At 44.3% G+C, this 24,570-nt stretch carries 22 protein-coding genes and 2 tRNA genes; 13 read left to right on the top strand and 11 right to left on the bottom strand.

Features of this window, described 5'->3' with window-relative positions; all coding sequences use genetic code 11:
• The first annotated feature begins 1,077 nt into the window (after nucleotides 1-1,077).
• Together J0M30_12500 and J0M30_12505 are read left to right on the top strand one after the other, a co-directional pair.
• Nucleotides 1,078-2,175, top strand: a complete 1,098-nt coding sequence (locus J0M30_12500) for a VWA domain-containing protein (GenBank protein ID MBN8668313.1) — start codon at nucleotides 1,078-1,080, stop codon at nucleotides 2,173-2,175.
• A gap of 1 nt (nucleotide 2,176) precedes the next feature.
• Nucleotides 2,177-3,706, top strand: coding sequence for a magnesium chelatase (locus tag J0M30_12505; GenBank protein ID MBN8668314.1), 1,530 nt, complete (start codon nucleotides 2,177-2,179; stop codon nucleotides 3,704-3,706).
• 102 nt (nucleotides 3,707-3,808) lie between these two features.
• On the opposite strand, the gene J0M30_12510 is transcribed toward J0M30_12505, so the two are convergent.
• From J0M30_12510 to J0M30_12530, 5 genes are all read right to left on the bottom strand, one after another.
• Entirely contained in the window at nucleotides 3,809-4,288 is a 480-nt protein-coding gene (locus tag J0M30_12510) for a hypothetical protein (GenBank protein ID MBN8668315.1), read from the bottom strand.
• 56 nt (nucleotides 4,289-4,344) lie between these two features.
• On the bottom strand, nucleotides 4,345-5,364 hold the full coding sequence (gene murB / locus J0M30_12515; GenBank protein ID MBN8668316.1) for a UDP-N-acetylmuramate dehydrogenase: 1,020 nt from the start codon (nucleotides 5,362-5,364) through the stop codon (nucleotides 4,345-4,347).
• 69 nt (nucleotides 5,365-5,433) lie between these two features.
• Nucleotides 5,434-5,853 carry a pyridoxamine 5'-phosphate oxidase family protein gene (locus J0M30_12520; GenBank protein MBN8668317.1) on the bottom strand — a complete coding sequence of 140 codons (420 nt, stop codon included), beginning with the start codon at nucleotides 5,851-5,853 and terminating at the stop codon, nucleotides 5,434-5,436.
• Nucleotides 5,850-6,071 (bottom strand): ferredoxin, encoded by a 222-nt coding sequence (locus tag J0M30_12525; protein ID MBN8668318.1) that lies wholly within the window; start codon nucleotides 6,069-6,071, stop codon nucleotides 5,850-5,852. Before J0M30_12525 ends, J0M30_12520 begins: the two co-directional genes overlap by 4 nt.
• Nucleotides 6,064-7,314, bottom strand: coding sequence for a U32 family peptidase (locus J0M30_12530; protein ID MBN8668319.1), 1,251 nt, complete (start codon nucleotides 7,312-7,314; stop codon nucleotides 6,064-6,066). Before J0M30_12530 ends, J0M30_12525 begins: the two co-directional genes overlap by 8 nt.
• A 150-nt stretch (nucleotides 7,315-7,464) precedes the next feature.
• Between J0M30_12530 and J0M30_12535 the strand changes: the two genes are divergently transcribed.
• On the top strand, nucleotides 7,465-7,893 hold the full coding sequence (locus J0M30_12535; protein MBN8668320.1) for a 6-carboxytetrahydropterin synthase: 429 nt from the start codon (nucleotides 7,465-7,467) through the stop codon (nucleotides 7,891-7,893).
• A 291-nt stretch (nucleotides 7,894-8,184) separates the two neighbouring features.
• On the opposite strand, the gene priA is transcribed toward J0M30_12535, so the two are convergent.
• From priA to J0M30_12550, 3 genes are all read right to left on the bottom strand, one after another.
• Nucleotides 8,185-10,638, bottom strand: coding sequence for a primosomal protein N' (gene priA, locus J0M30_12540; protein MBN8668321.1), 2,454 nt, complete (start codon nucleotides 10,636-10,638; stop codon nucleotides 8,185-8,187).
• 245 nt (nucleotides 10,639-10,883) lie between these two features.
• Nucleotides 10,884-11,648 carry a 1-acyl-sn-glycerol-3-phosphate acyltransferase gene (locus tag J0M30_12545; protein ID MBN8668322.1) on the bottom strand — a complete coding sequence of 255 codons (765 nt, stop codon included), beginning with the start codon at nucleotides 11,646-11,648 and terminating at the stop codon, nucleotides 10,884-10,886.
• Nucleotides 11,648-12,124 carry a DUF4258 domain-containing protein gene (locus J0M30_12550; GenBank protein ID MBN8668323.1) on the bottom strand — a complete coding sequence of 159 codons (477 nt, stop codon included), beginning with the start codon at nucleotides 12,122-12,124 and terminating at the stop codon, nucleotides 11,648-11,650. Before J0M30_12550 ends, J0M30_12545 begins: the two co-directional genes overlap by 1 nt.
• Nucleotides 12,125-12,376: 252 nt before the next feature.
• Here J0M30_12550 and mtaB point away from each other — a divergent pair, with 252 nt between their 5' ends.
• From mtaB to J0M30_12565, 3 genes are all read left to right on the top strand, one after another.
• A complete protein-coding gene (mtaB, locus tag J0M30_12555) occupies nucleotides 12,377-13,651 on the top strand; it encodes a tRNA (N(6)-L-threonylcarbamoyladenosine(37)-C(2))-methylthiotransferase MtaB (protein MBN8668324.1) in 1,275 nt (424 codons plus the stop codon).
• A gap of 129 nt (nucleotides 13,652-13,780) precedes the next feature.
• Nucleotides 13,781-13,855 (top strand) — tRNA-Val (locus J0M30_12560).
• Between the two features lie 55 nt (nucleotides 13,856-13,910).
• On the top strand, nucleotides 13,911-14,201 hold the full coding sequence (locus J0M30_12565) for a hypothetical protein (GenBank protein MBN8668325.1): 291 nt from the start codon (nucleotides 13,911-13,913) through the stop codon (nucleotides 14,199-14,201).
• 28 nt (nucleotides 14,202-14,229) lie between these two features.
• On the opposite strand, the gene J0M30_12570 is transcribed toward J0M30_12565, so the two are convergent.
• The gene (locus J0M30_12570) at nucleotides 14,230-14,532 is read right to left on the bottom strand and encodes an ATP-dependent Clp protease adaptor ClpS (GenBank protein ID MBN8668326.1); all 303 of its coding nucleotides are present in this window, start codon (nucleotides 14,530-14,532) and stop codon (nucleotides 14,230-14,232) included.
• A 183-nt stretch (nucleotides 14,533-14,715) separates the two neighbouring features.
• Between J0M30_12570 and J0M30_12575 the strand changes: the two genes are divergently transcribed.
• The 4 genes from J0M30_12575 (at nucleotide 14,716) to J0M30_12590 (ending at nucleotide 18,730) form a co-directional block, all read left to right on the top strand.
• A tRNA-Val gene (locus J0M30_12575) sits at nucleotides 14,716-14,790 on the top strand.
• 48 nt (nucleotides 14,791-14,838) lie between these two features.
• A complete protein-coding gene (locus J0M30_12580) occupies nucleotides 14,839-15,096 on the top strand; it encodes a GIY-YIG nuclease family protein (GenBank protein ID MBN8668327.1) in 258 nt (85 codons plus the stop codon).
• Between the two features lie 63 nt (nucleotides 15,097-15,159).
• A complete protein-coding gene (locus J0M30_12585; GenBank protein ID MBN8668328.1) occupies nucleotides 15,160-18,006 on the top strand; it encodes a class I SAM-dependent DNA methyltransferase in 2,847 nt (948 codons plus the stop codon).
• Between the two features lie 67 nt (nucleotides 18,007-18,073).
• Nucleotides 18,074-18,730: a hypothetical protein gene (locus J0M30_12590; GenBank protein ID MBN8668329.1), complete on the top strand. Its 657-nt coding sequence runs from the start codon at nucleotides 18,074-18,076 to the stop codon at nucleotides 18,728-18,730.
• A gap of 396 nt (nucleotides 18,731-19,126) precedes the next feature.
• Here the strand turns inward: J0M30_12590 and J0M30_12595 are convergent, their stop codons facing one another.
• Both J0M30_12595 and J0M30_12600 read right to left on the bottom strand, forming a co-directional pair.
• On the bottom strand, nucleotides 19,127-19,567 hold the full coding sequence (locus J0M30_12595) for a hypothetical protein (protein ID MBN8668330.1): 441 nt from the start codon (nucleotides 19,565-19,567) through the stop codon (nucleotides 19,127-19,129).
• A gap of 258 nt (nucleotides 19,568-19,825) precedes the next feature.
• Nucleotides 19,826-20,557, bottom strand: a complete 732-nt coding sequence (locus J0M30_12600; GenBank protein ID MBN8668331.1) for an esterase — start codon at nucleotides 20,555-20,557, stop codon at nucleotides 19,826-19,828.
• Between the two features lie 364 nt (nucleotides 20,558-20,921).
• Here J0M30_12600 and J0M30_12605 point away from each other — a divergent pair, with 364 nt between their 5' ends.
• The 3 genes from J0M30_12605 to J0M30_12615 all read left to right on the top strand — a co-directional run bounded on the left by J0M30_12605 (nucleotide 20,922) and on the right by J0M30_12615 (nucleotide 24,552).
• Nucleotides 20,922-21,335, top strand: a complete 414-nt coding sequence (locus tag J0M30_12605) for a response regulator transcription factor (GenBank protein ID MBN8668332.1) — start codon at nucleotides 20,922-20,924, stop codon at nucleotides 21,333-21,335.
• Nucleotides 21,336-21,349: 14 nt separating this feature from the next.
• On the top strand, nucleotides 21,350-24,031 hold the full coding sequence (locus J0M30_12610) for a valine--tRNA ligase (GenBank protein ID MBN8668333.1): 2,682 nt from the start codon (nucleotides 21,350-21,352) through the stop codon (nucleotides 24,029-24,031).
• Between the two features lie 131 nt (nucleotides 24,032-24,162).
• Entirely contained in the window at nucleotides 24,163-24,552 is a 390-nt protein-coding gene (locus tag J0M30_12615) for a GxxExxY protein (protein ID MBN8668334.1), read from the top strand.
• Nucleotides 24,553-24,570: the final 18 nt, after the last annotated feature.

Raw genomic sequence — 24,570 nt, forward strand, 5'->3', positions numbered from 1 at the left:
CTTCGTTTACCCAAATACGAACAGTATTATCCGGTACGCAAATTCAAAGTACCTGTGGATACAGCCAAGGTTAAGGCCAATGGTACATTGCTTCCAACGGATCCGGTTATGACCGAACTGCGTTTGGAAGTTCAGGAAGGAAAGCCGATCACCAAGAGTGACCTGATCATTCTGGCCCTGATCGCCTCCAATGATTGGAACCGTCCGATCTGCTTTACCGCCCCCTATCCGGACCTTGGTTTTTACCAAAACCTGCGTAAGGAAGGAACAGTTTACCGCCTGATCCCTAAAATGGTTGAAGCTCCACAGGCCAATTGGGCTACCGAGCAGGCCATGCGCGAGAATTACCTGGGAGGTACACAGATCCGGGAAAACAATACCGACTCGATGTACAGCCGCCTGATGAATATTTTTGCGGCCGGCTCCCTGAATAAACCTGGTATTTATCTCGATGAAGTTAACCGTCGTGAAGCACTGGGAATGCGGAATGCCTTTGCTGAAATGGCTGGTAACCTGGCCGACAAAGGAAGAAAAGAAGACGGGCGTAAACTGCTCACTAAATTTGAGAGCATGGTAAACCCGGCTAACCTCCCCTATGCAGCAGCTGCCCATTACAATGCCCACAACCAGTCGAGCCTGATCTATATGGAAGCCGCCTACAAAACCGGTGATACCGTATTGGCAGAAAAAGTGAGAAAGGCACTGGTGAAGGACCTGGATGAACAGGAAAAATATTATACCTACCTGAAGAATAGTAAACCTGAATTTTACACCGGGCTTCGCACCGAAGAAGCCATCAACAACAGCCTCAAAGAAGTATTGAATACGGTGTTGTTGCGCTATGACCCCGCGAAGGCCGCGAAGTCAACCCTACCAGAAATTCCTGCCATCCCGCAGCCTGGAGGAGCCGGACAGGATACAATACCCAAGGATACAGGTAAAGTAAATTAACCTTTGTTTCATATTTCAAAGCCCTCCCTGCGGAGGGCTTTTTTATTTTTGAACTGAATCGTTGTTAGCGTGTTATTTATTACTTATCACCGCGAAATATTGTCGTAAATTGGTGAATAGGAAACCATGAAAGGATACCATTTCAGAGGCTATGACCCCAATCAGGAAGGGAAAACAAGATTCGAGCAATTGCTCGATATTTTCCTGCAAATTCTCACCTATACCAGTGGGGATGCGGGCGAAGCTTTGTCCTGGATGAATGAACTGGACAAACAATACCAATTGACCGATGGTGAATATGGGATGGGGGATTTTATTGATGACCTGAAAGAGAAGGGATACCTGACTGACGAGAATCAAAAAGGAGAGATAAAGATCACCCCAAAGACCGAACAGGGTATTCGTAAGAAAAGCCTGGAGGACATTTTTGGCAAGCTTAAAAAGACCAAACAGGGTGATCACCGAACCCATAAGCCCGGACAAGGTGATGAGACAAATCCCGAAACACGCCCTTTTCGCTTTGGGGATATGCTGGAGCAAATCGATTTTACGGAATCCATCCGCAATGCACAGATCAATCATGGCATTGAAGGATTTCATATCCAGGAAGATGACCTGAGCATTAAAGAAACTGATTTTAAATCACAGACCTCTACGGTGCTGATGATCGATATCTCCCATTCCATGATCCTCTATGGCGAGGACCGGATCACACCCGCCAAAAAAGTGGCCATGGCCTTAAGTGAATTGATCACCACCCGTTATCCCAAGGATACCCTGGATATAGTGGTATTTGGGAATGACGCCTGGCCGGTGGAGATCAAAGACCTGCCCTATTTGCAGGTCGGTCCTTATCATACCAATACCGTAGCCGGCCTGGAACTGGCAATGGATATTTTGAGAAGAAGAAAGAACCCGAACAAACAGATCTTTATGATCACGGATGGGAAGCCTACCTGTTTGAAGATCGGTAAACGCTATTATAAAAACAGTTTTGGCCTTGACCGAAAGGTAACCAGCCGGTGTATGAACCTGGCGGCCCAATGTAAAAAATTAAAGATCCCGATCACAACCTTTATGATCGCGACCGATCCCTATCTGCAGCGGTTTGTGCAGGAGTTTACGGAAACGAATAATGGAAAGGCCTTTTTTGCAAGTTTGGATAAATTGGGGGCGTTCATATTCCGGGATTTTGAATCGGGGAAGAGGAAAACAGTATATTGAAATGAAACACAACGAAATAAAGACCTTAGGACAGTTAAAGAAATCGGGGTATCAATCCCGGTCGATCAAAGAAGAGATCCGGCAGAACCTGATCAAGCGGCTCAAGAACAAAGAGAATAGTTTCCCGGGCATCCTGGGCTATGAGGATACGGTGATCCCGGATGTGGAGACCGCTTTGCTTAGCCGGCATAATATCCTTTTTTTAGGATTGCGGGGGCAGGCCAAGACGCGCATGGCCCGGCTAATGACCGATCTGCTGGATGAATACATTCCCGTAATAGCCGGATCGGAGATCAATGATGATCCCCTGCATCCCATCTCCCGTTATTCACTCGACCTGATTGCTGAGAAAGGTGATGATACCCCAATTGCCTGGTTGCACCGGGCCCAACGTTATGGAGAAAAACTAGCCACACCTGATGTAAGCGTGGCCGACCTGATTGGCGATGTGGATCCCATAAAAGCGGCTACACTCAAACTCACTTTTGCCGATGAGCGGGTGATCCATTATGGTATCATCCCCAAGAGCAACCGGAGCATATTTGTGATCAATGAATTGCCCGATCTGCAAGCACGGATTCAGGTGGCTTTGTTCAATATATTGGAGGAAGGAGATGTACAGATACGTGGTTTCAAATTGAGGCTGCCATTGGACATTCTTTTTGTCTTTACGGCCAATCCGGAAGATTATACCAATCGGGGTTCCATCGTTACCCCGTTAAAAGACCGGATCGAGAGCCAGATACTCACACACTATCCCAAGGATATAACAACAGCCCTGGAAATAACCGCACAGGAAGCAGCGGTTACCGAAGAGCAAAGCAAAAAGGTCCGTATCAGTGACCTCGGCAGAAGGCTGATTGAGCAGGTGGCCTTTGAAGCCAGGGGCAGTGAACTGGTGGATAAAAAAAGCGGGGTCAGTGCACGATTGACGATCTCGGCCTATGAGAATGCGATCAGCACGGCTGAACGAAGGGCTTTTGTAAATGGAGAAAAGGAAACACAGGTTTGGATCAGTGACCTGGCGGGAATTATTCCTTCTATAACAGGAAAGATCGAACTGGTGTACGAAGGAGAACAGGAAGGTCCTTACCAGGTAGCCATGAATCTATTGGACAAGGCTGTACGCAGTCAGTTCATAAACTATTTCCCCAATCCCGAATCACTCAAGCGTCGGGTCAAAGGCAAACAGGACCCCGAACAAAAAGACGAAAACCCCTATCGTCCGGTAACCAATTGGTTCGACAAGGGCAATCATCTGGATATTTTCTTACATACCAAAGATGAGGATAAGGTACAACAGCTTTATAAAGTGGAAGGCCTCCATGCACTTGTAAAAAAGTTTTATAAAAATGCCAATGAAAAAGAGTCGGCCCTGCTGATGGAATTTGTCTTACATGGGTTGGCATCCTTTTCGCTGATCAGCAAGAAAATGATCGATGGTCGTATTGAGTTCAAGGACCTGATGGGATCGATGATCAATTTGGGCGGAGGAGATGAAGTGGATTTTGATGGCGAAGATTTTACATAAGTATATATTTATAGCAACGTCGCTAAGACGCAAAGGGCCGCTAAGAATTCTTAGCGGCCCTTTGTGTCTTAGCGACGTTGCGGTTAGAACCAAAAAAGGCTATTATTTCTTTCCACCAAATTTATATCCAAAAGATACCCCACCGTAATAAGGTATAAAATAACCTTTACCAAATATTGGGCTAATAAAGGCGCGGAAGGTAAAGCCACCATCAGCGGGTTGCATCCGGTAACCAAAAGATACGTGTCCGAAGGTAGAAGTAAAGTCACCATCGCTGGAAGAGTTGGATGCGATCACGGGCGTGATGCCTCCGCCTAATTCAAAATAATTTTTTCCATCGCGGCCCATCAGGTAGTTAACTCCGATGGGAATAAAAACAACCCCCACGCGGTCTCCACTGGTACCAACACTAAATCCACCCACACCCACACGACCGCCAAATCCATCATCTGATTTTGCGAAACGTGTATCAAAGTTGATGGAGGCCAGACCGGGTCCACCTAATTCAAAATACATGGATTGGGCTTGTACAGCAACAAATCCGATCAGAGCAAAGGATAAAGTCAAAAGGATCTTTTTCATAAAAGTTGTTTTTTTGGAATGACAAGATAAAAACAAAATCCGCTGTTTTGCAAATGTTAAAGAATATTCACTTCTCTTTCCAGTATCACACCAAATTTACTCTTGACAGATGCCAATATTTCTTCACTGAGGGAAAATAACTCCTTCCCGGTAGCATGACCATAGTTAACAAGGACAAGCGCTTGTTTTTCGTGACAACCGGCGTCCCCTTTCCTATAACCCTTCCAACCGCACTGTTCGATCATCCATCCGGCGGCCAATTTTACCCGGTCGCCCATTACTGAGTACCCAACGATATCAGGGAATTGCTGGCGTAAATTGTTAAATTCCTGGGCACTAATTTCAGGGTTTTTAAAGAAGCTGCCCGCATTGCCGATGAATTGCGGATCCGGGAGTTTGGATTTTCGGATGCGGATCACCGCTTCAGCAATGGCCTGAATGGATAACTGCTGCACGCCCATTTTTTCCAATTCCTGGGTGATAGCACCATAACTGGTATGAAAGACCGGGTGCTTTTTTAATCGGAAGGTGACATTGAGGATAGCCACCTGCCCTTTTAATTCCTGTTTGAACACACTGTCACGGTAACCAAAACGGCAATCGGAATTCGTAAACGTAATGATCCGTTTGTCTTTCAGGTGAAAAGCCTCCAGGTCCAGAAAAGTGTCCCTCAGTTCCACTCCATATGCACCGATATTCTGAATGGGGGCGGCACCTACATTCCCCGGAATGAGAGAAAGGTTTTCCAACCCGGCCCAATTGCGGAGGGTACAATATTGAACAAACTGATGCCAGTTTTCACCGGCACCTACTTTGACATATACATACTCCCTGTCTTCATGTACCTCTTCAATTCCTCTGCAGTCATTTTTCAATACCCAACCGTTAAGGTCCTGAGTCAGTAGGATGTTGCTCCCTCCTCCCCAAATCCATGTATCGCTGGTGACGCTTTTTTGCTGTTGATCCAATAGTCCATCCAACGATTCGGCGGAAGAAAATGATGCAAAATACCTTGCTCTTGCCTCTATACCGAAAGTGTTATAGGGTTTGAGGGAGATGTTTTCGAGGACGTTCATATGGCAAAGGTGAAAAGAAATTACGGAATATTCAATTATCCGTTTCCTGCGAATGGAGGGGAAATTCTTTTACCGGTTCCACTCGATCTTGGTCCCAAATCCCTTACTGCTATCAGTCATCTTGATATGCTGTATCCTGATCACCCAGATATCACCACCCATGGCGAGCGCAAAGGGATAGCGTAAATGATAATCACGGGAGGCATGGGTTGTATCCGGATCACCCGGCCCGATAACAACCCCTTCAAACTGTACACCTTTGACGATCACCGGGTCGGCTTTGCCAGGGAGGATCGTGCCGGCCACCTCCATTTTTTTCGTCATCATTGGCACATGGTGTGAATTGGCATGTGTTTTATAAATTAAAATGACTTTTTCTTCGTCAAAAACATAGAAACAACTAAAGCAATACGGATTCCCTTGCTCATCTACGGTACAAACCGTAGCCGTTTTTTGCTTTCTGATGAATTTAATGATATCCTTGTTCATACCCATTTTATGATATGTACGGGACAGTCGCGGACTACACGCCTGATAAGTTCCTCTTCAATAAGTGGAATTTCCCGTACATAGGTTTGATTTTTCTTTTCTCCTTTTACCAGCGTGGCTTTCCCATCCCTTTTTGACATCCGCCACCAGGCCGGTTGTAATTGATGACAAATACCACAACCAATGCACTTATCCCGGTATTGAATGAGTTTAGGCATTGGCTTCAGTGATCTTATACAATTTATCGCCCGGGGCTACCTTGGTCGCCACCGGGATCGTGATCTTATCTCCCTTTTTCGCCTTTTCCGAAGGTTGGCCATTGACCATGAGTGGTTCCAGTTTCATTTTCACCATTCCATGTGCATTCCCGATCAGCATGACGATATCTCCCTGCTCGAGGCTTCCTGTCTCGATATCAAACTCCCCTACCCCAATTTTCCCATAATATTTCACACCCTTGGCTACATAGATCTTTTTCTCCGTTGCACTGGAACCAGGTGTGGAAGTCCATTCTCCCGTCGAATGTCCGGCATAATATCCTTCCCAGAAGCCCCGGTTATAAACGGCATTCAGGCGATTCAGCCAGACCGTTTTTTTATCCGGCGTATAGGTTCCTGCTTCAATCGAAGCGATCGCTTCTTTGTAACAGCTCGTAGTCTCAAAAACATAATCGGCTCCCTTGCTCCGGCCTTCGATCTTGAGTACATCCACACCTGTTTCTATTACCTGGTCGAGGATGCCAATGGTACATAGGTCCTTGGGAGACATGATATACTCATTGTCGATCAATAACTCTTCGCCCGTCTCCGCATCGGCCACTTTATATGGCCTTCTGCAGTTTTGTACACAGGCACCCCGGTTAGCGGAAGCCCATTGGGAGTGAAGACTGAGGTAACATTTTCCGGAAACAGCCATACACAAAGCGCCATGAACAAATATCTCTACCTGCATGGGTTCTCCCGACACTCCTCGGATGTCCTTGCGCTTTATTTCGGACGTAATATGGGCGATCTGCTGGAATGTCAACTCCCGGGCCAAAACCACCAGATCGGAGAACCGTGCATAAAATTCAACGGCGGCGAGATTGCTGATATTGGCCTGTGTGGAAACGTGTACCGGGATACCCAAAGCCATGCATTGCTGAAATACGGAAACATCCGCCGCAATCACAGCATCAATACCCTGTTCCCGGGCCTCCTTTAAGATCAATTGTAACAGGCGAAGATCATGATCATACATTATGGTGTTCAGTGTGAGATAGGCTTTTACCCCCGACGCATGACATATCCTGACCACCTCTTTGATATCCCCGATCGAGAATCCACCTGAGGACCTGGTACGCATATTCAATTGCTCGACTCCGAAATAGATGGCATCAGCGCCCGCATTAATGGCTGCGGTTACACAGTCCATCGACCCCGCCGGGGCCAGTAATTTTACTTTGGTTTTGGATTTTGTCATTGGCAAAAATGATCGCTGCAAAGTTAACCCAAGGCTCCCCTGCAAAGAATGGCATCGACCTGACAATTATCAATTCAATGGATGAGACAGATCATGCGGTGTTGCCTAACCGTTGCAACCTTTGTAGGTTAACGTTTGAATTGTAAAACCATGATCCGACTCACCAAGATCTTCCACTTTGAAATGGCACATGCCCTTTCCCAATACAATGGCCCTTGTAAGAATATCCATGGACATACCTATACCCTGCATGTGACCATTGGGACAAATGAAAGCATAGAGGACTATATCCCTTCGCCGGGCATATTGATTGATTTCAAACTGATCAAAAAGATCGTTCAGGAAAATATCATTCAGGTTCTTGACCATTCCCTTCTTCTTTCCCGGGAGTACACGGAGCAAAATCCGGCCTGTCTGGCCTTACACAACCTTATCATCTTTGAGGCAGAGCCATCGGCAGAAAACCTGCTCTTATTTATACGCAAACAACTGATCGAATTCCTCCCCGCCGGGGTTGATTTAAAGAAATTAGTCTTGTTCGAAACCGGGGATTCGTATGCGGAGTGGGAGGAGGGGTGACGGATTTTGGATGACAGATGACGGAGGAGGGATGACAGATGTCAGATGACAGATGACGGAGGCAGGCTGTGCGAGACCTCTGGTCTCGCACCTTTCTCCCGTCGCCTCTGGCGACACTAATTAAACAAGACAAAATTTAACTGTACTATAATCGAGTCGCCAGAGGCGACAAGACAATCGTGCGAGACCAGAGGTCTCGCACAGCCTGCCTCCGTCATCTGTCATCTGACATCTGTCATCCCTCCTCCGTCATCTGTCATCCAACATCCGTCCTCTGTCCTCTCTCCTCCCTCAAACCACATCCACATCCGGCACAACCGTCACACTCCGAAAGCTTTTATCCTGGTGCAGGATGGCGATCTGCTCGAGTATATCGCGTTTACATTGCGCGATGAGTTTTGTATCGCGCGGAAGTTTAAAAAGTAACTCCATCAGGTATTGATTCCGTACACGGCCTACAACGGGTTCTGCAGGGCCTACAAGATAGTTTCCGTATTTATTATGTAAGGATTGGGCAAAACGTTCTGCCGCTTTTTCCACCACCTCTTTAAACTTGTGTTTAAATCCTAAATGGATCAACCGGGATAAAGGGGGATAATGAAATTGCTGGCGGCTTTTTATTTCCGCCTCAAAAAAACCTTTGTAATCATGTTGCTGGACAAATTGGAGTACCGGATGTTGCGGTTGCATGGTTTGGATCAGCACCTTTCCCGTAGCTTCTTTTCGCCCAGCCCGGCCACTCACCTGCTCCAATAATTGAAAAGCGCGTTCATGGACCCTGAACTCGGCGAAATGCAATAACCCATCCGCATCCAATACCCCAACCAGGTCGACACTGTCAAAATCGAGTCCTTTGACAACCATCTGCGTACCCACGAGGATATCTACCCGGCCATTCTCAAACTGCTGGATCAGGGTATCATGTGCATTTTTACCCCGGACCGTATCCACATCCATGCGGGCAATACGGGCTTCGGGAAATGTTTCCTGCAATTGTTCTTCGATCCGTTCGGTACCAAAGTTCTTTTGCATGAATTGATGGCTGCCACAAGCCGCACAGGTGACCACGGGTGGATAGGTAGTTCCACAATAATGACAAACCAATTTATTCGTCAGTTTATGAAAAGTGAGCGATACATCACAATACCGGCATTGTGGTATCCATCCACAGGCCATACATATCTGGAGCGGTGAATACCCTCTTCGGTTTTGAAAAAGGATGATCTGTTTCCCTCGATCCAATACTTCTGTGATCGCTTGTGTGAGCGGTTCGGAGAGAATGATCTTATTCCTGTCCTTTTGTATCAGTTTGCGTGTATCGATAAACTCGATCGGTGGCAGATTGACCTCTCCATACCTTTCCATTAATTCTACAAGGCCATATTTCCCCTGCCGGGCATTGTGATAGGTTTCCAGGGCAGGGGTTGCGGATCCAAGCAGGACCTTTGAATCGGGAAACATGGAGGCAAAGAAAATAGCGGCATCACGACCATGATAGCGTGGGGCGGGATCCTGTTGTTTAAAGGAGGAATCATGCTCTTCATCCACGATGACCAGACCCAGGTCCTGATACGGAAGAAAAATAGAAGAGCGGGCCCCCAATACGATCTTTAGTTCCCCTGATCTCACTTTATTCCAGATCTCCACTCGCTCATTCTGGTTGAACCGGGAATGATAGATGCCGATATATCCCCCGAAATGTCTTTGTAAACGCCGGATGATCTGGGAGGTCAGGGCGATCTCGGGTAGCATATAAAGTACCTGTTTCCCCTTTCTTATCTGCTCTTCAATAAGTTTGATATAAAGTTGTGTCTTACCACTGGAGGTAACGCCATGCAGCAGACAAGCTGATTTTTCCTGCAGTTGTTGTTTCACCTCCTTCCAGGCTTTCTCCTGGGCTGGCGACAATTCAAAATCAATTTGAACATGAGGTGCGAGATAGCGGATCCTGTCCACTTCTCTTTTTTCCACGCGCAGGATCCCTTTTTCCACCAGCCCTTTGAGTTGTGCTTCACTGGCGCCTGATTTTTTTAACAGGGAAGGACGAGTTACCTCACCTTCTGTCTTTTCCAAATGGAGATAAGAAAGTAACAATTCCATTTGTTTGGGGGCGCGGGACCAGTTGTTCAGCAGCTCCGCCAGTTTTTCTTCTTCTTTATACATAGCCTCCAGCACCACAAAATGTTCTTTCTTGGGGGTATAGGAATTCTTCAGTGCTTCCCATACATGCGCCAGTTTTTTCTGGATCAACCGGTTGATGACCGGGTAAACATGGGAGGAATCCAGGAGCTGTTGTACTTCCGAAATGGAAAGTTCCTTCTTGATCAATAAGGCTTCCCCTACCAGGTATTCATCATGATCAAGGGTAGAAAAATCCTCACCAAATTCCTCGTTAAACACGACGATCGTTTCCGAGCTCAGTTTGAAATGCGAAGGCAGGGCCGCAGCCATCACCTCTCCTTCACTGCACATATAGTAGGATGCCATCCACTCCCAGAGCCTGAGCTGACTTTCGTAAACCACCGGTTCTGTATCCAGCACATTCAGAATTTCTTTGGGTTCAAAGAATTCCGGTTTCTCCTGGTGGATCCGCTTGACAATACCGGCGTATTTTTTATTCTTGCCCAGGTTCACTTCCACCCGAATGCCGGGTTTTACCGCCTCAGCCATAGAGGTTGGTACCTGCCAGGTGTAGTTCTTGGGCAGGGCCAACGGAATGATGATCTCGGCGTAGCGGTTGGGCATAGGGGGCAAAGCTAAGGATTTAGCGTCTTGGATGACGGATGACGGATGACAGATGACGGATGACGGATGTTGGATGTTGGATGTTGGAGGCTTGCTGTGCGAGACCACTGGTCTCGCAGGATTGTCTTGTCGCCTCTGGCGGCTCGAATTTTTTTCCCATCCTTACTTTCAAATCTATGAATGTTTTGTCGCCAGAGGCGACGGGAGAAACGTGCGAGACCGGAGGTCTCGCACAGCAAGCCTGACTACGCTTTGCCGATCCATGAAGCGCCAACCGATCGCAGTTTTTCCTCCATCACTCCCCGCACCTTTTCTTTTAGTGCTCCGATATCCTCTATGGTCAATCCTTCTACCGGAATCTCCGGAAGAAAAACAGAACGGGAGCGGCCGGGGTTTAAGGAAAATACCGAGCGATAGTGCATCCGGTCATAGGCATCCAGAAAAAGAATGGGTTTGATCGGGGTTTGGGTTTCGATGGCAATGCGAAAAGCTCCGTCATAAAAAGGAAGAAGCGGTTGATCGGTCATATTGAAGGTGCCTTCCGGAAAGATGATGATCGAGATGCCTTTGTTCAAAACGGATTTAAGGTTGCGAATACTTTTAGCCCGGTGTTCTGCATCACTGCGATCAACTTTCACCACGGCATAGGAGTAAATAAATCCAAAAAGGGGGATCTTCTCCATTTCAATTTTACCGAGCGCTCGCATTGGCTGTCTTAGGGTTTTTACCAATTCAGGACCGTCAAGGTAAGAGATATGATTGGCAACAAAAATATACTGCCGTTTTTTGTCATGCGGAGATTCGTAACTATTCCGGTGCCATATCCCGATCAGGAAGTACCAGGCATCCGCCCAGTGCATACATATCCGGTAAATGATATTCCCCCCACGGATCTTTCCAAAAAGGGAAGCCAGCAGTACCAGCGGGAAAATGATGATCAGCATGACCACAAAAAGGGAAAAGGCATAGACCAGATAAAGCCAATGAAAGGGTTTGACCAGGTGGCGCATCAATTCTTGTTTTGGTATTTTTTATCATCCCCCGGGCAGTCGCATTTATAATCTGTTTCCAGGTCAATGACGGTGACCACGGTAGTGGATTCATTGCACTGGGCAAAAATAATCCGAACCCGTTGGTCATCCCGGGTACGTCCTTCAAGGGCATAGCGGGGACAGCGGGCATTCTGGAGATCGCTTTTTTTATAGTTGATGGTGCCGTCACGCATGATCTCTTCCACTTCGGCCTGGGATATTTTTCGACAGGCCATCCGGCATTTTGCATGATTGCTGTATTCGATATAAGAAATGCGGCGGTCGAATCCTCTGTCGCGGTCAACCCGGGAGGCGGGATCCTTTGTCGTAGTGGTGGTTCGGGGTTTTGGAGACGGGGCAGGATTGGCCGGGTCCTTTTTTAGCCACTGAACCAGTACCAGGACCAGGAGTAACAGGCCAATGAGGAGATAGGGGGCGTATTTCTTCAGGGACATGGGCAAATGTAGGAATTTGGGGTGTTTTACCGATCAAAACGTGGTTCACCGCGGAGAACAAGAGAACGCGGAGTTACGCAGAGAAAAATGAATTATTAATTATTAATTATTAGTTCCTGTTTACAAACTGAGTCTTATAGACTGAAACCAGGACAAACAATAATTATTAATCAATAACCTCTGCGTAACTCTGCGTTCTCCTGTTCTCCGCGGTAAATGCCAGAAACGCTAAATTTCGTACCTTTGTCCGCTATGTCAGCCCCCAAAACAGTCGCTTTTCACACCCTTGGCTGCAAGCTCAATTTTTCGGAGACCTCTACCCTTTCCCGCACCCTGGAATCGGAAGGCTTTTTGAAAAAAGAGTTTGAAGACCAGGCGGATGTATATGTGATCAACACCTGTTCGGTGACGGACAATGCCGATAAAGAATGTCGCCAGATCGTTCGACGGATCCAACGACGGGCTCCGGAAAGCCTCGTCGTGATCACCGGCTGTTATGCCCAGTTAAAACCTAAAGAGATCGCGGAGATACCCGGGGTGAACCTGGTATTGGGGGCAGCAGAAAAATTCAATATTGCCAGTCATCTTCGCGAACTTACCCAGGGTGATTCGGGTAAGATCTGTAGCTGTGACGTAGGCGAGGTAACGGGATTTCATTCCAGTTTTTCCATCAATGACCGCACCCGTACTTTTCTGAAAGTACAGGATGGCTGTGATTATAATTGTTCTTTTTGTACCATTCCCATGGCCCGTGGTAAAAGCCGGAGTGATTCGGTGGCGAGTGTATTGGAAAATGCCAGGTCATTGGCCCGGACCGGAGTTAAAGAGATCGTGCTGACCGGGGTGAATCTGGGCGATTTTGGTCGTGGCCCCCATGGAGACGAAGGCTATTCCGAAAATTTCTACGACCTGATTTGTGCGCTGGATGAATTGGAGGGGATCGACCGGTACAGGATATCCTCTATTGAGCCTAACCTGTTGACCAATGCGATCATTGAGAAGGTTGCTTCCAGTCGTCGCTTCATGCCCCATTTTCATATTCCCTTACAAAGTGGGAGCAATAAAATATTGGGACAGATGCGGAGACGCTACAGGCGTGAATTATATGCCGATCGCGTAACGAGTATCCGGGAGCTGATGCCTCATTGTTGTATCGGGGTGGATGTGATCGTAGGGTTTCCCGGCGAATCGGATGCTGAATTCGAAGAGACCCGACAATTTCTGGCCGACCTGGATATTTCCTATCTCCATGTATTTACCTATTCCGAAAGGGATGGTACCCATGCACTCGGACTTGGCCCGGTTGTACCAATGTCCGTCAGGCATGAACGAAATAAAATTTTGCGTGAATTATCCTATCGTAAGATGCAGGATTTCACTCAACGTCATACTGGTCAAACCCGGAAAGTGTTATTTGAAAACCGGAACAAGGAAGGTATGATGGAGGGGTATACCGATAATTATATCCGGATCGTAACACCCTATCGTGAAGAATGGGAAAATGCGGTGGTGGATTGGGTGGTGTGAGACGAGAGGCGTGAGACGTGAGGTGATACTCACGATTCACGTCTCACGACTCACGATTCTCGTCTCACGATTCTCGTCTCACGACTCACGTCTTACATCTCTCAAAATATTCGATATATTTGCCGCCATGGAACGTTAGCTCAGTTGGTTCAGAGCATTACTTTGACAGAGTAGGGGTCACTGGTTCGAGTCCAGTACGTTCCACTACCCGGACAAAGGGAAACGACGGATCGTTTCTCTTTGAATCGGTCTTCACTTCATGAAAAAATTCCACGTGACGATACGGTTTGATATGGATGAGGAATTTATGAACCTGGTCCCACCTCACCGTACCTATATCAATTATCTGATCAACAAAGGCGTGATCGAGCAATATGCGGTCAGTATGGAAACTCAACGCGTATGGATCACCTTATTGGCCAAGGATAAGCAGGAGGTCAGCAAGATTCTGGAGAAATCCCCATTAAAGAAATATTGGACAGAAGAGATTGATGAACTGTTTGTACTCGATGGGCAGCATTACCGGTTGCCTGCAGTGACGCCGAATTGAGGAGGCGTGAGGTGTGAGAATGTATTCACTATGCCACTACTTCTTCGATCGTTGCTCCGATCCCCCGCTCTGTAATTCCATCACAGAGAGGTTTGAGTCGATCGTAGCTGTCTTTTTTTACAGCATATTTTCCCTGGTGGTGAATGATGTAGGAGCATTGTTCAGCTTGTTCATAGCTATGTCCGCAAACTTCTACTAGCGTTTCGATCACCCATTCAAATGTATTGACCTCATCGTTCCAGACGATCAGGTTGCAGGGACCTTCAGTATCCAAGAGGAGTTCCGTTTCTTCGAAGGTTGATTTTTGAGTATGTGTATTTTCCCGAGCCATTTTGGTAGATTAACAAAGATAAAAAAACCCTTTTCATGTACAAGTGTCCAGCCGCGAAGAACCTGGATTATTGATTATTAATTATTTATTTAATTTTTTAGGGTAAAATTTTGTGTGGAAAGGGTGAAGTCTTATCTTTGCCCTCCCAAAATAATTAGCCCTGCTAATGCTTTGGGGATCAAAGGGAGTTTAGCTCAGCTGGTTCAGAGCATCTGCCTTACAAGCAGAGGGTCGGCGGTTCGATCCCGTCAACTCCCACAAAAAGCCTTCACCAAGTGAAGGCTTTTTCTATTTAAACCTATCCCTATGTATATAACCTATATTCTCTATTCCCAGGAAAAGGGCAAATTCTATATTGGTCATACAGGGGGGGCCATTCATGGGCGTTTGAGAAAACATAACTCTAATCACAAAGGATATTCAGGAACCAACCATGATTGGGTGATAATGCACACAGAAGAAATTCAGACAAAAAGCGATGCCTACCAACGGGAGCAAAAGATAAAAGGTTGGAAAAACAGGAAGAAGATAGAACACCTTATTGCTTCCCAAAACCCCGATTAACCCACAATACCCCATTTTCATCAAAAAAAGGGAACTTTCTATTGTCTCCGACAAGATCCGGGAATGACATTTTTGTATATTGCAGGAAACCAACACCTTACAAACCTTATGCCACTTAGTTGGAATGAAATTAAAACTAGAGCCACTTCGTTTTCAAAGGAATGGGAAAAGGAAACAAATGAAGAGGCAGAAGCCAAATCATTTTGGGATGGCTTTTTTAACGTCTTTGGAATTTCCAGGAGACGGGTTGCCACCTTTGAACAACAGGTTAAAAAAGTCAACGACAAACATGGCTATATAGACCTACTCTGGAAGGGAATGATACTAGTTGAACACAAAAGCCGTGGAAAAAACCTGGATAAGGCATTTCAACAGGCCAAAGAGTATTTTCCTGGCCTTACAGACAAAGAACTTCCCAAATACATACTTGTCAGTGATTTTGAGAGATTCAGGCTTTATGACCTCGATAACGGCTCACAGACCGAATTTAAAATCTCAGATTTTGTAAACCATGTCGGCTTGTTCAGTGAGATTGCCGGGTATAAGAAAAGAACCTATAAGGAGCAAGACCCGGTTAACATTGATGCTGCAGAGTTAATGGGTGAGCTCCACGACAAGCTAAAGGCTATTGGTTACACAGGCCATAACCTTGAAGTATATCTGGTTAGGTTGGTGTTCTGTTTGTTTGCTGATGATACAAATATTTTTGAACGAGGCATTTTCAATGAATATTTGGATTTAAAGACTGCACCCGATGGAAGTGATTTAGCCCCCCACCTTGCCCAACTATTTGAAGTGTTGAATACTCCCAAAGAGAGCAGGCTTAAAAATCTTGATGAAAACTTAGAAGCTTTTCCTTACGTTAATGGAAAGCTATTTGAAGAGCATTTACCTACAGCAGCATTCGACAGTGAGATGAGAAACATTCTCCTGGAATGCTGTTCACTGGATTGGGGACGTATTTCGCCGGCTATATTCGGTTCACTGTTCCAGTCCGTAATGGATGAAAAGGCAAGAAGAAATTTAGGGGCACACTATACCAGTGAAAAGAATATCCTGAAATTGATAAAACCCCTTTTTCTGGATGAACTTTGGAAGGAATTTGAGAAGGTAAAGAAAGAAAGTAGGATAAGTGTAGAGAAGTTCCATAACAAAATAAGCAAACTTCGTTTTCTTGACCCAAGTTGTGGGTGTGGAAACTTCTTGATTGTTGCATACCGAGAACTTCGATTACTGGAAATAGAAGTAATAAAAGAATTATTGAAAGACAGTCTGAAAAAGCAACAGGCAGTCACAGATATCGGTATTTACTTACAGATTGATGTTGATAGGTTCTATGGTATAGAGTATGAGGAATTCCCGGCACAGATAGCGCAAGTAGCAATGTGGTTAATAGACCATCAAATGAACATGCTTGCAAGTGAAACCTTTGGGGAATATTATGTAAGACTGCCATTAAGAAAAAGTGCAACTATCAAACAGGGAAATGCTTTAAGAATAGATTGGCAAAGTCTTATTGAACCAATGCCTTGGGAGAAAGAACAGCCACGGTACCATTATATATTAGGCAATCCTCCCTTTATTGGGAAAAAAGAACAAAGTGGAACCCAAAAAAATGACATGGAGTTAATATTTTCTGGAATTAATGGAGCAGGAATCCTTGATTATGTTTCGGCATGGTACATTAAAGCAGCCACTTACCTAACTCAACACCAAATTGAAGAGAAGAATTTGCCAAAAACAATGGTTGCTTTTGTGAGCACAAACTCAATTTCACAAGGGGAACAAGTAGCAGTTTTATGGAATGAATTGTTTTTTAAGAGTAAGATAAAAATTCATTTTGCTCACAGTACTTTTAAATGGAGTAATGAAGCAAAATCAAATGCAGGTGTAAGTGTAGTAATTATTGGTTTTTCAAATTTTGATAGCCCTGAAAAAAGGCTCTTTGAATACGAAGATGCCAAAGGTGAGGCACATGAGTTAAAAGTTAAAAACATAAATCCTTACTTGGTTGAAGGCAATGATATACTTATCCAAAACAGAAAAAAGCCGGTTTGCCAAATTAATGAAATCGTTTATGGCAGTTTTGCTTTAGATGATGGAAACTATACACTTTCAGAGGATGAAAAAGATGATATAGTGCTTTCCAATCCTGATGCTGCTAAATATATCAAACCGTTCATTGGGGGAAGAGAACTTCTTTATTCTGAAAAAAGATATTGTCTGTGGCTATTAAATGCTTCACCAAATGAGATTAGAAATATTGAGAAGATTAAGAAAAGAATCGAAGCAGTTAAACTTTGGAGAGCTAATAGCAACAGAGCTACAACAAAAAAGCTTGCTGACACACCAATGCTATTTGCTGAAGTACGTCAGCCTAATTCTAAGTATCTTGCTTTCCCAACTTTATCTTCGGAAAACAGGAAATATATCCCTATAGCTTTTCTAACACCAGACATTATTGCTTCAAATCAAATATATGTCTTGCCCAATGCCAACAAATTTCATTTCGGAGTTTTAACATCGGAAATGCACATGGCTTGGATAAAATATACATGTGGTAGGTTAGAAAGTAGATATAGATACTCTGCAAGCATCGTGTATAATAATTTCCCGTGGCCTGACAATGCAACAGAAAAACAAAAAGAGACTGTTGAAAAGGCAGCACAAGTAGTATTAGATACAAGGGCACAATTCTCCGATAGCACCCTTGCAGATTTGTATGACCCTAACACAATGCCGCCTGTATTAGTTAAGGCTCACCAAGCACTGGACAAGGCAGTTGATTTATGTTACAGGCCTCAGCCTTTTCCCAATGAAACAAAAAGAATTGAATTCCTATTTGAGTTGTATGATAAATACACAGCCGGATTGTTTGTCGAAAAGAATAGTAAAATCAAAAAAAAATAGGAACCAAGGTTACTAAGCATACAATATTGTACTTTAATTACTTACAATAACTTAAAAAATAAATGTCATGTATTATTTTAAAACTTTGAGTCCAAATGATTGGATGATATTTATAGGCGCCGTTATAATTGCCTTTTTTACCCTTCGGAAATCCTTCTTTTCTGAATTGAAAAATAAACAAGATGGTAAAAACATTGAAAGTATAAAAGTGGATGCCTCAACAATACTAAAAATTCAACAAAAAATTGATGCCACCCAAGATACAATGACCAAAACCTTGCAATCTGTTGAACTAGTCCAATATAAGCTTGCCAAAGTTCAAAACGATATGGATAATTTCATTCGCTTAAATGCTGAACAAGAAAATCAGTATAAAATTAACAGGAAGAATGATGCGAAAATTGAAGCCATTCAGATCTATAAAATAATTGATAACCAACTTGTTCGATTAATCACCCACTCCTACTATACATATAAAGAGTATATGTTCAAAACAAGAGATGATATAAATAAATGTTATGAATCAATTATAAAACTGCGGACGAATATTTACGTTTCCGAAACCCCTGAAATTAGCAGGCAAATTGCTGAATTAGACGCTATTGTAAAAGAGGCATGTAATTGGATTAATTCAAATGATGATATTCCTGAAAATCTTAATAAATTAAATGATAATTTATCCAAATTCTGGGAAAAGGGAAATGAACTATTAAAAGAAGGCTAGTATATTGATAATTACTAAATGTAATTCTCTGAAATTCATTTATTAAAATCCAACACCCATTCTAAGCTTTCATTATTGCGCATATTTCAAACTAATAACTTTGGCAATTAAACCCATATCCATAAGACACCTGGTATAAAATTTATCCTAATACAATTATTATCAAACCCATAAAAACCAAAAAGGACTACCATGCAGCTCTTTCCCGGCTGGAAATCATATTTGATGCAAAGCCCGGCAGTAAAGATGGAGATGAACTGGAAGTTTTAGGCATTCTAATTGAAAAATATGAACAGGAGCACTATCCCATTGGTTCTCCGGATACAAATGAAGCTCTCAAGTTCCGAATGGAACAGGTATAAAGGCCTATTGAACCAGGAAAAAGGATATCCGTCTTCACTCCGAACTCAGTATATGATAATGCTTTTTCCCGGCTTCATTTAATTGTGGTATGCTCATTTTATCAGCCGCCTGGGCTTCGAACCAGACCATTTGAAAACGGGGTAAGGAGGTGAGTTCATTCTCGAGTAAAAATTTCATCTCCCCCGGGCCAAGGATCAACAGGGAACTGACTTGTTCGATCTGACCAATAACCTCGCGGCAAAAATGGAGAAATTCCTGGTTATGTTTTTCCTGCGTCTGTGTTTGCTTGTTGCGCGTTTGTGCCCCTACCCGGGTCTTATTGGATGTTTCCCCTTCGAATCGTGTGCGTCTTCCCAGTCCAGACCGGAGGGTGATACAGGTGAAATGATCCTCCGCATCAAATTTTCCGATAAGGGCTTTTTTCTGATCTATCCAGATGACATAACGATTCAGGTCCGTATTCTTTGTAGGCATGGTAATCCGGTTTGAATCTGATGTGAAAGTAGACAGACCAGAACCAGCTTACAATGAGAACGGTCGGAGGAAATGCTGACCTTTCTCATTTTTGAGGATAACTTTAAGGTAGAGGGCTACCACAGAGTCACAGAGACACAGAGGAAAAAATACATTTTCCTAATTTAATGGCTTTGGGTTAAACAAACGCCAAACCAAAATATTGGAGGGAATTCCAGGCTCTCTGTGCCTCTGTGTCTCTGTGGTTATGCCTTTCTTTTAAAACCTGGTCTCGAGATAATGCGGCAACATGGCCTTCCAGGTTGGCCAATCATGTTTCCATTCTTTGCCCCAGATATCTAATTCATACCAGATCCCTTTTTCATACAAGATCCGGGCAAAGCGACCAGCACTGGTAGGGTCTTCATAATCGCCGCTACCGGAGAGGATATGAATATGTCCACTGCGGCGGATCTGTTCCAGTATGCCGTGATCGGACAGGTTGGGCATATAGTGCATCGGGCTATTGAAGTACACGTCTTCATCAAAATGCCCCTTGGTATATTCAGTCAATTCATATACCCCACTCATCGCAATGACTCCGTTGATCAGGTCGGGACGTTTGAGAAAAAGGTTCATGCTGTGCAAGGCACCAAAGGATGCCCCGCAGGTAATGATCGGTGTCTCGGGACTACTGGAATTTCGGATAAAGGGCACCACCTCGTTGTACACATAGTCGTTCCACTGCTTGTGGCGTACCACCTTATCATACGGGTGCATGTGATTATTCATCCAGCTTTCATTGTTGATGCTGTCAATGGAGTATATCTTAACCTTTCCGGCCTCCACCCATGGCCGAACATGATCCATCAATTGAAAGCGCTCATACTCGAGGTAATCCGCGGATGCCGTGGGCACCAACAATAACGCGAAACCGTAATGCCCATAGGTTGCGATCGGCATTTCTTTGTTCAGGGAAGGGCTGTACCAGGAAGTCAATTCTCTTTGCATGTTTTCCAATTTTCTGGGGGCGAAAATAGGGTTCTTTTTGAGGAGTAAGCAGCCCTGACCCCTCTTTCCCCTCCATCTGGCCTATAAAATAATATTGTAAAAATACTTGGTAATATTCACGAGTGTTTCTACTTTTGTATTTCAGTATTTTTACTGCTTAGAATCGATTTCCATCCCCTTGCTTTCTACCCTTAAGTGACCCAATCACCTTTAAAAACCTAATTTTCAATCCTTTATTCTTAGTAAAAATACTAACTGAATTTAGGTAGAAATACGTATTTCTCATTGCAATTTGCAACCTGGAAGTTCCAGACAGAGTCTTGAAAAGCAGGCGCTGTTAGAATGGCCTACAATGAATGTAAGAATGGAAAAAAACCTCATCCGTATCATTCTGGTCGAAGACCATGAAATGGTTCGGGCTTCGCTGAAACAACTGTTTAAAGATATCCGCCATATTGAAGTGGTGGCTGATTGTAGCAACGGATTGGATGCCATAGACCTGGCTTCCGAATTAAAACCGCATGTTGTTCTGGTCGATGTCAATATGACCCCGATCGATGGGTTTGAGACCTCCCGCCGTCTCCTGGATAGCGAACCCGCTGTCCGGGTGATCGGCCTTTCCATGAATACCCACCCCCATTATGCCCAACGTATGTTAGACAACGGTGCCAGGGGTTATGTGACCAAAAGTTCACCCTTTGCGGAGATACTCCGGGCCATCGAAGAAGTACATGAAGGGATCGTCTATATCTGTGAGGAGGTCAGGAAGAAGATGTAAATTTGCCGCTCATTATGGAACTGAGCAAAAACTTTGAACCAGGGACCACGGAAACCAAATGGACCTCCCACTGGAAAAAAAAGAAATATTTTGAAAGTCACCCCGACAACCGGCCCCCTTTTACGGTGGTCATCCCCCCTCCCAATGTTACCGGTGTGCTCCATATGGGCCACACCCTCAATGAAACGGTACAGGATATCCTGATCCGTCGTGCGCGGATGAGTGGATTCAATGCCTGCTGGGTTCCCGGAAGTGATCACGCCTCCATCGCCACGGAAGCGAAAGTGGTGCAAATGCTTGAAAAGGAAAAAGGGATCAAAAAAGCCGACCTGAGCCGTGAGGAATTCCTTCGCTACGCTTTTGAATGGAAAGAAAAATATGGTGGAATCATCTATAATCAGATCGAGCGACTGGGATGTAGTGTAGATTGGAACCGGGTGAACTTCACCATGGATGATCATTACTACAAAGCGGTGATCGAGATTTTTATCAACCTGTATGAAAAAGGATTGATCTATCGCGGCGCCCGTATGATCAACTGGGACCCCGAAGCCAAAACAGCCCTGAGTGATGAAGAAGTGGAATACAAGGATATCACCGGTAAGCTGTATTATGTAAAATATTATGTAACAGACAACCCCTCATCAACCAACACAGATCCGTCGTCAGAATATATAACCGTTGCCACCCAACGCCCGGAAACCATTATGGGGGATACTGCAGTTTGTGTGAATCCCAATGACCCGCGCTATACCCACCTGAAGGGAAAATATGTGATCGTACCGCTTATTAACAAACCCGTACCGATCATTTATGATGAATACGTATCGCTTGATTTTGGAACCGGCGCCCTTAAGGTTACCCCGGCCCATGATATCAATGACTATAACCTCGGATTGAAATTCAATCTCCCGGTTATTGACACATTGAATGAGGATGGTACACTGAGCGAAGCGGCCCAGGTATTTGTAGGCATGGACCGTTTCAAGGCACGTAAAGCGGCGGTGGAAAAATTAAAGATTGACGGCCTGCTGGTAAAGGAAGAAGAGTACAGCACCCGCATGGGGTATTCGCAACGTACCAATGCCGTGGTGGAGCCCCGGATCTCTACCCAATGGTTTGTGAAGATGAAAGAATTGGCCGAGCCGGCCCTTAAGGAAGTATTGGAAGGACGTATTCGCATTCATCCAGGTGAGAAATTCCTGGCCACCTACAAATATTGGTTGGAAAATGTAAAAGACTGGTGTATCAGCCGGCAACTCTGGTGGGGTCAACAGATCCCTGCCTGGTACACCCCAACCGGTGAATTTGCCGTTGCCGCCACCCGTGAAGAAGCCTTCGCGAAATTGACGAGCATACATGGTTCACGTTTCACGATTCAGGATCTCACCCAGGATCCTGACGTCATGGACACCTGGTTCTCCTCCTGGCTTTGGCCCATTGAGGTATTCAATGGCATCACCGAGCCGGGCAATAAAGAAATCAACTATTACTACCCCACCTCGGTATTGGTTACCGGACAGGATATCATCTTCTTCTGGGTTGCGCGTATGATCATGGCCGGAATGGAATTTAAACAACAGAAACCTTTCCATGATGTGTATTTCACCGGCATGGTAAGGGACAAACAAGGCCGGAAAATGAGTAAGAGCCTTGGGAATTCCCCCGACCTGTTGGAACTCATCGATCGCTATGGCGCCGATGCCGTACGGTTTGGGATCATGATTTCCTCCCCTGCAGGTAACGACCTGCTGTTTGACGAATCTACACTGGAACAGGGTCGTAATTTTAATAACAAGATCTGGAATGCACTTAAGTTGGTAAGGATGTGGGGACAGAATACTGTTGCATCCACAGAAACGGAAAACGATTTCGCCGTAACCTGGTTTGAACAGCGACTTCGCCAGGCAGAAATGGAAGTGAGCGAATTAATGAAGGACTTCCGCCTGAGCGAAGCCCTTAAAACCATCTACTCCTTAATATGGAATGACTTCTGTAGCTGGTACCTTGAATGGGCCAAACCTGCCTATGGCCAACCTATTTCCGAAAAAACCTACCGGAAGACAATCCAGTATTTTGAACAATTACTCCATTTGCTGCATCCCTATATGCCATTTGTAACTGAGGAGATTTATCACCTATTACAGGACCAATCGGATGACCTTTGTGTTAAACAATACAGCCAGAAACAAGATTTCGATAATTTAGTAGTACAAATTGGCCAATTTCTCAAGGATGATATTTCTCAAATTCGAGACGCCAGAAACAAATCAGGCATTAAACCATCCGAACCTATTCCTTTTGATATGAATGCTACTTCATGGAGAATATATGGCAAATACATAAAGGATATTATCCATATTTTAGAGAAACAATGTAATATTAAAATTGATCAATCAATTTCGCTGCCAGATAACATAGGTGAAACAATAAAAAACCAAATTGTAGTAGTTTCATCCGATCGCAAATTCTTTCTTGTACCGACGACAACTGTAAGTACAGAAAATCAAAAGCAAGAATTAGAAAAAAACCTATCCTATTTAATAGAATTTCTGGCTTTGACTGAAAAGAAATTAAATAACCAAAAATTTATTTCAAACGCTAAACCAGAAGTGATTGAACTTGAAAAAAAGAAAAAAGCAGATACAGAAGACAAAATCAGGACAATAAAAGATACCTTGAAGACCATGAATTGATTTAAACCACAGAGGCACAGAGACACAGAGGATTTTGAGGTTTTCACCATTGCCACATCAGAAAAATAACATATTCTGATGTGGTTTTTTTATTTAATTGTATTTCTTCATCTATTAGCTTTAGAAATAAAATGGAACTGGAAGAATACAATTGGATTACAAAAATAATCATAGACTGCTGTTTCCACATACATAAAGAATTAGGGCCTGGATTATTAGAAAGCGTATACCAGAAATGCCTTGCGTTGGAATTAAGAGAAAGGGAGTTAGATTTTCAGGAACAAGTTAAACTACCCGTCATATACAAAGGTCAAAATATTGGCCTGGAATTCAGGCTTGATTTTATCGTTGAAGAAGCAATTATAATCGAATTAAAATCTGTCGATACTATTCATCCCATTCACCAAGCCCAGATAATAAACTATTTAAAAATATCAAATTTGCCAGTAGGTTTACTTATCAATTTCAATGTCCCATTAATAAAAAATGGCATAAAACGTTTCATTAACAATACCCATTAAAAATATCCTCTGTGTCTC

The sequence above is a fragment of the Chitinophagales bacterium genome (assembly GCA_017303415.1).
Taxonomy (GTDB): domain Bacteria; phylum Bacteroidota; class Bacteroidia; order Chitinophagales; family Chitinophagaceae; genus SpSt-398.

Coding starts and splice junctions, on each gene's coding strand:
- J0M30_12585 (MBN8668328.1), top strand. CDS start 15,160: ATGACATTTTTGTATATTGCAGGAAACCAACACCTTACAAACCTTATG.
- J0M30_12505 (MBN8668314.1), top strand. CDS start 2,177: ATGAAACACAACGAAATAAAGACCTTAGGACAGTTAAAGAAATCGGGG.
- J0M30_12610 (MBN8668333.1), top strand. CDS start 21,350: ATGGAACTGAGCAAAAACTTTGAACCAGGGACCACGGAAACCAAATGG.
- J0M30_12525 (MBN8668318.1), bottom strand. CDS start 6,071: ATGCCTAAACTCATTCAATACCGGGATAAGTGCATTGGTTGTGGTATT.
- J0M30_12595 (MBN8668330.1), bottom strand. CDS start 19,567: ATGCCTACAAAGAATACGGACCTGAATCGTTATGTCATCTGGATAGAT.
- J0M30_12565 (MBN8668325.1), top strand. CDS start 13,911: ATGAAAAAATTCCACGTGACGATACGGTTTGATATGGATGAGGAATTT.
- mtaB (MBN8668324.1), top strand. CDS start 12,377: ATGTCAGCCCCCAAAACAGTCGCTTTTCACACCCTTGGCTGCAAGCTC.
- priA (MBN8668321.1), bottom strand. CDS start 10,638: ATGCCCAACCGCTACGCCGAGATCATCATTCCGTTGGCCCTGCCCAAG.
- J0M30_12520 (MBN8668317.1), bottom strand. CDS start 5,853: ATGAACAAGGATATCATTAAATTCATCAGAAAGCAAAAAACGGCTACG.
- J0M30_12605 (MBN8668332.1), top strand. CDS start 20,922: ATGGAAAAAAACCTCATCCGTATCATTCTGGTCGAAGACCATGAAATG.
- J0M30_12600 (MBN8668331.1), bottom strand. CDS start 20,557: ATGCAAAGAGAATTGACTTCCTGGTACAGCCCTTCCCTGAACAAAGAA.
- J0M30_12615 (MBN8668334.1), top strand. CDS start 24,163: ATGGAACTGGAAGAATACAATTGGATTACAAAAATAATCATAGACTGC.
- murB (MBN8668316.1), bottom strand. CDS start 5,364: ATGAACGTCCTCGAAAACATCTCCCTCAAACCCTATAACACTTTCGGT.
- J0M30_12545 (MBN8668322.1), bottom strand. CDS start 11,648: ATGCGCCACCTGGTCAAACCCTTTCATTGGCTTTATCTGGTCTATGCC.
- J0M30_12550 (MBN8668323.1), bottom strand. CDS start 12,124: ATGTCCCTGAAGAAATACGCCCCCTATCTCCTCATTGGCCTGTTACTC.
- J0M30_12500 (MBN8668313.1), top strand. CDS start 1,078: ATGAAAGGATACCATTTCAGAGGCTATGACCCCAATCAGGAAGGGAAA.
- J0M30_12590 (MBN8668329.1), top strand. CDS start 18,074: ATGTATTATTTTAAAACTTTGAGTCCAAATGATTGGATGATATTTATA.
- J0M30_12580 (MBN8668327.1), top strand. CDS start 14,839: ATGTATATAACCTATATTCTCTATTCCCAGGAAAAGGGCAAATTCTAT.
- J0M30_12510 (MBN8668315.1), bottom strand. CDS start 4,288: ATGAAAAAGATCCTTTTGACTTTATCCTTTGCTCTGATCGGATTTGTT.
- J0M30_12570 (MBN8668326.1), bottom strand. CDS start 14,532: ATGGCTCGGGAAAATACACATACTCAAAAATCAACCTTCGAAGAAACG.
- J0M30_12530 (MBN8668319.1), bottom strand. CDS start 7,314: ATGACAAAATCCAAAACCAAAGTAAAATTACTGGCCCCGGCGGGGTCG.
- J0M30_12535 (MBN8668320.1), top strand. CDS start 7,465: ATGATCCGACTCACCAAGATCTTCCACTTTGAAATGGCACATGCCCTT.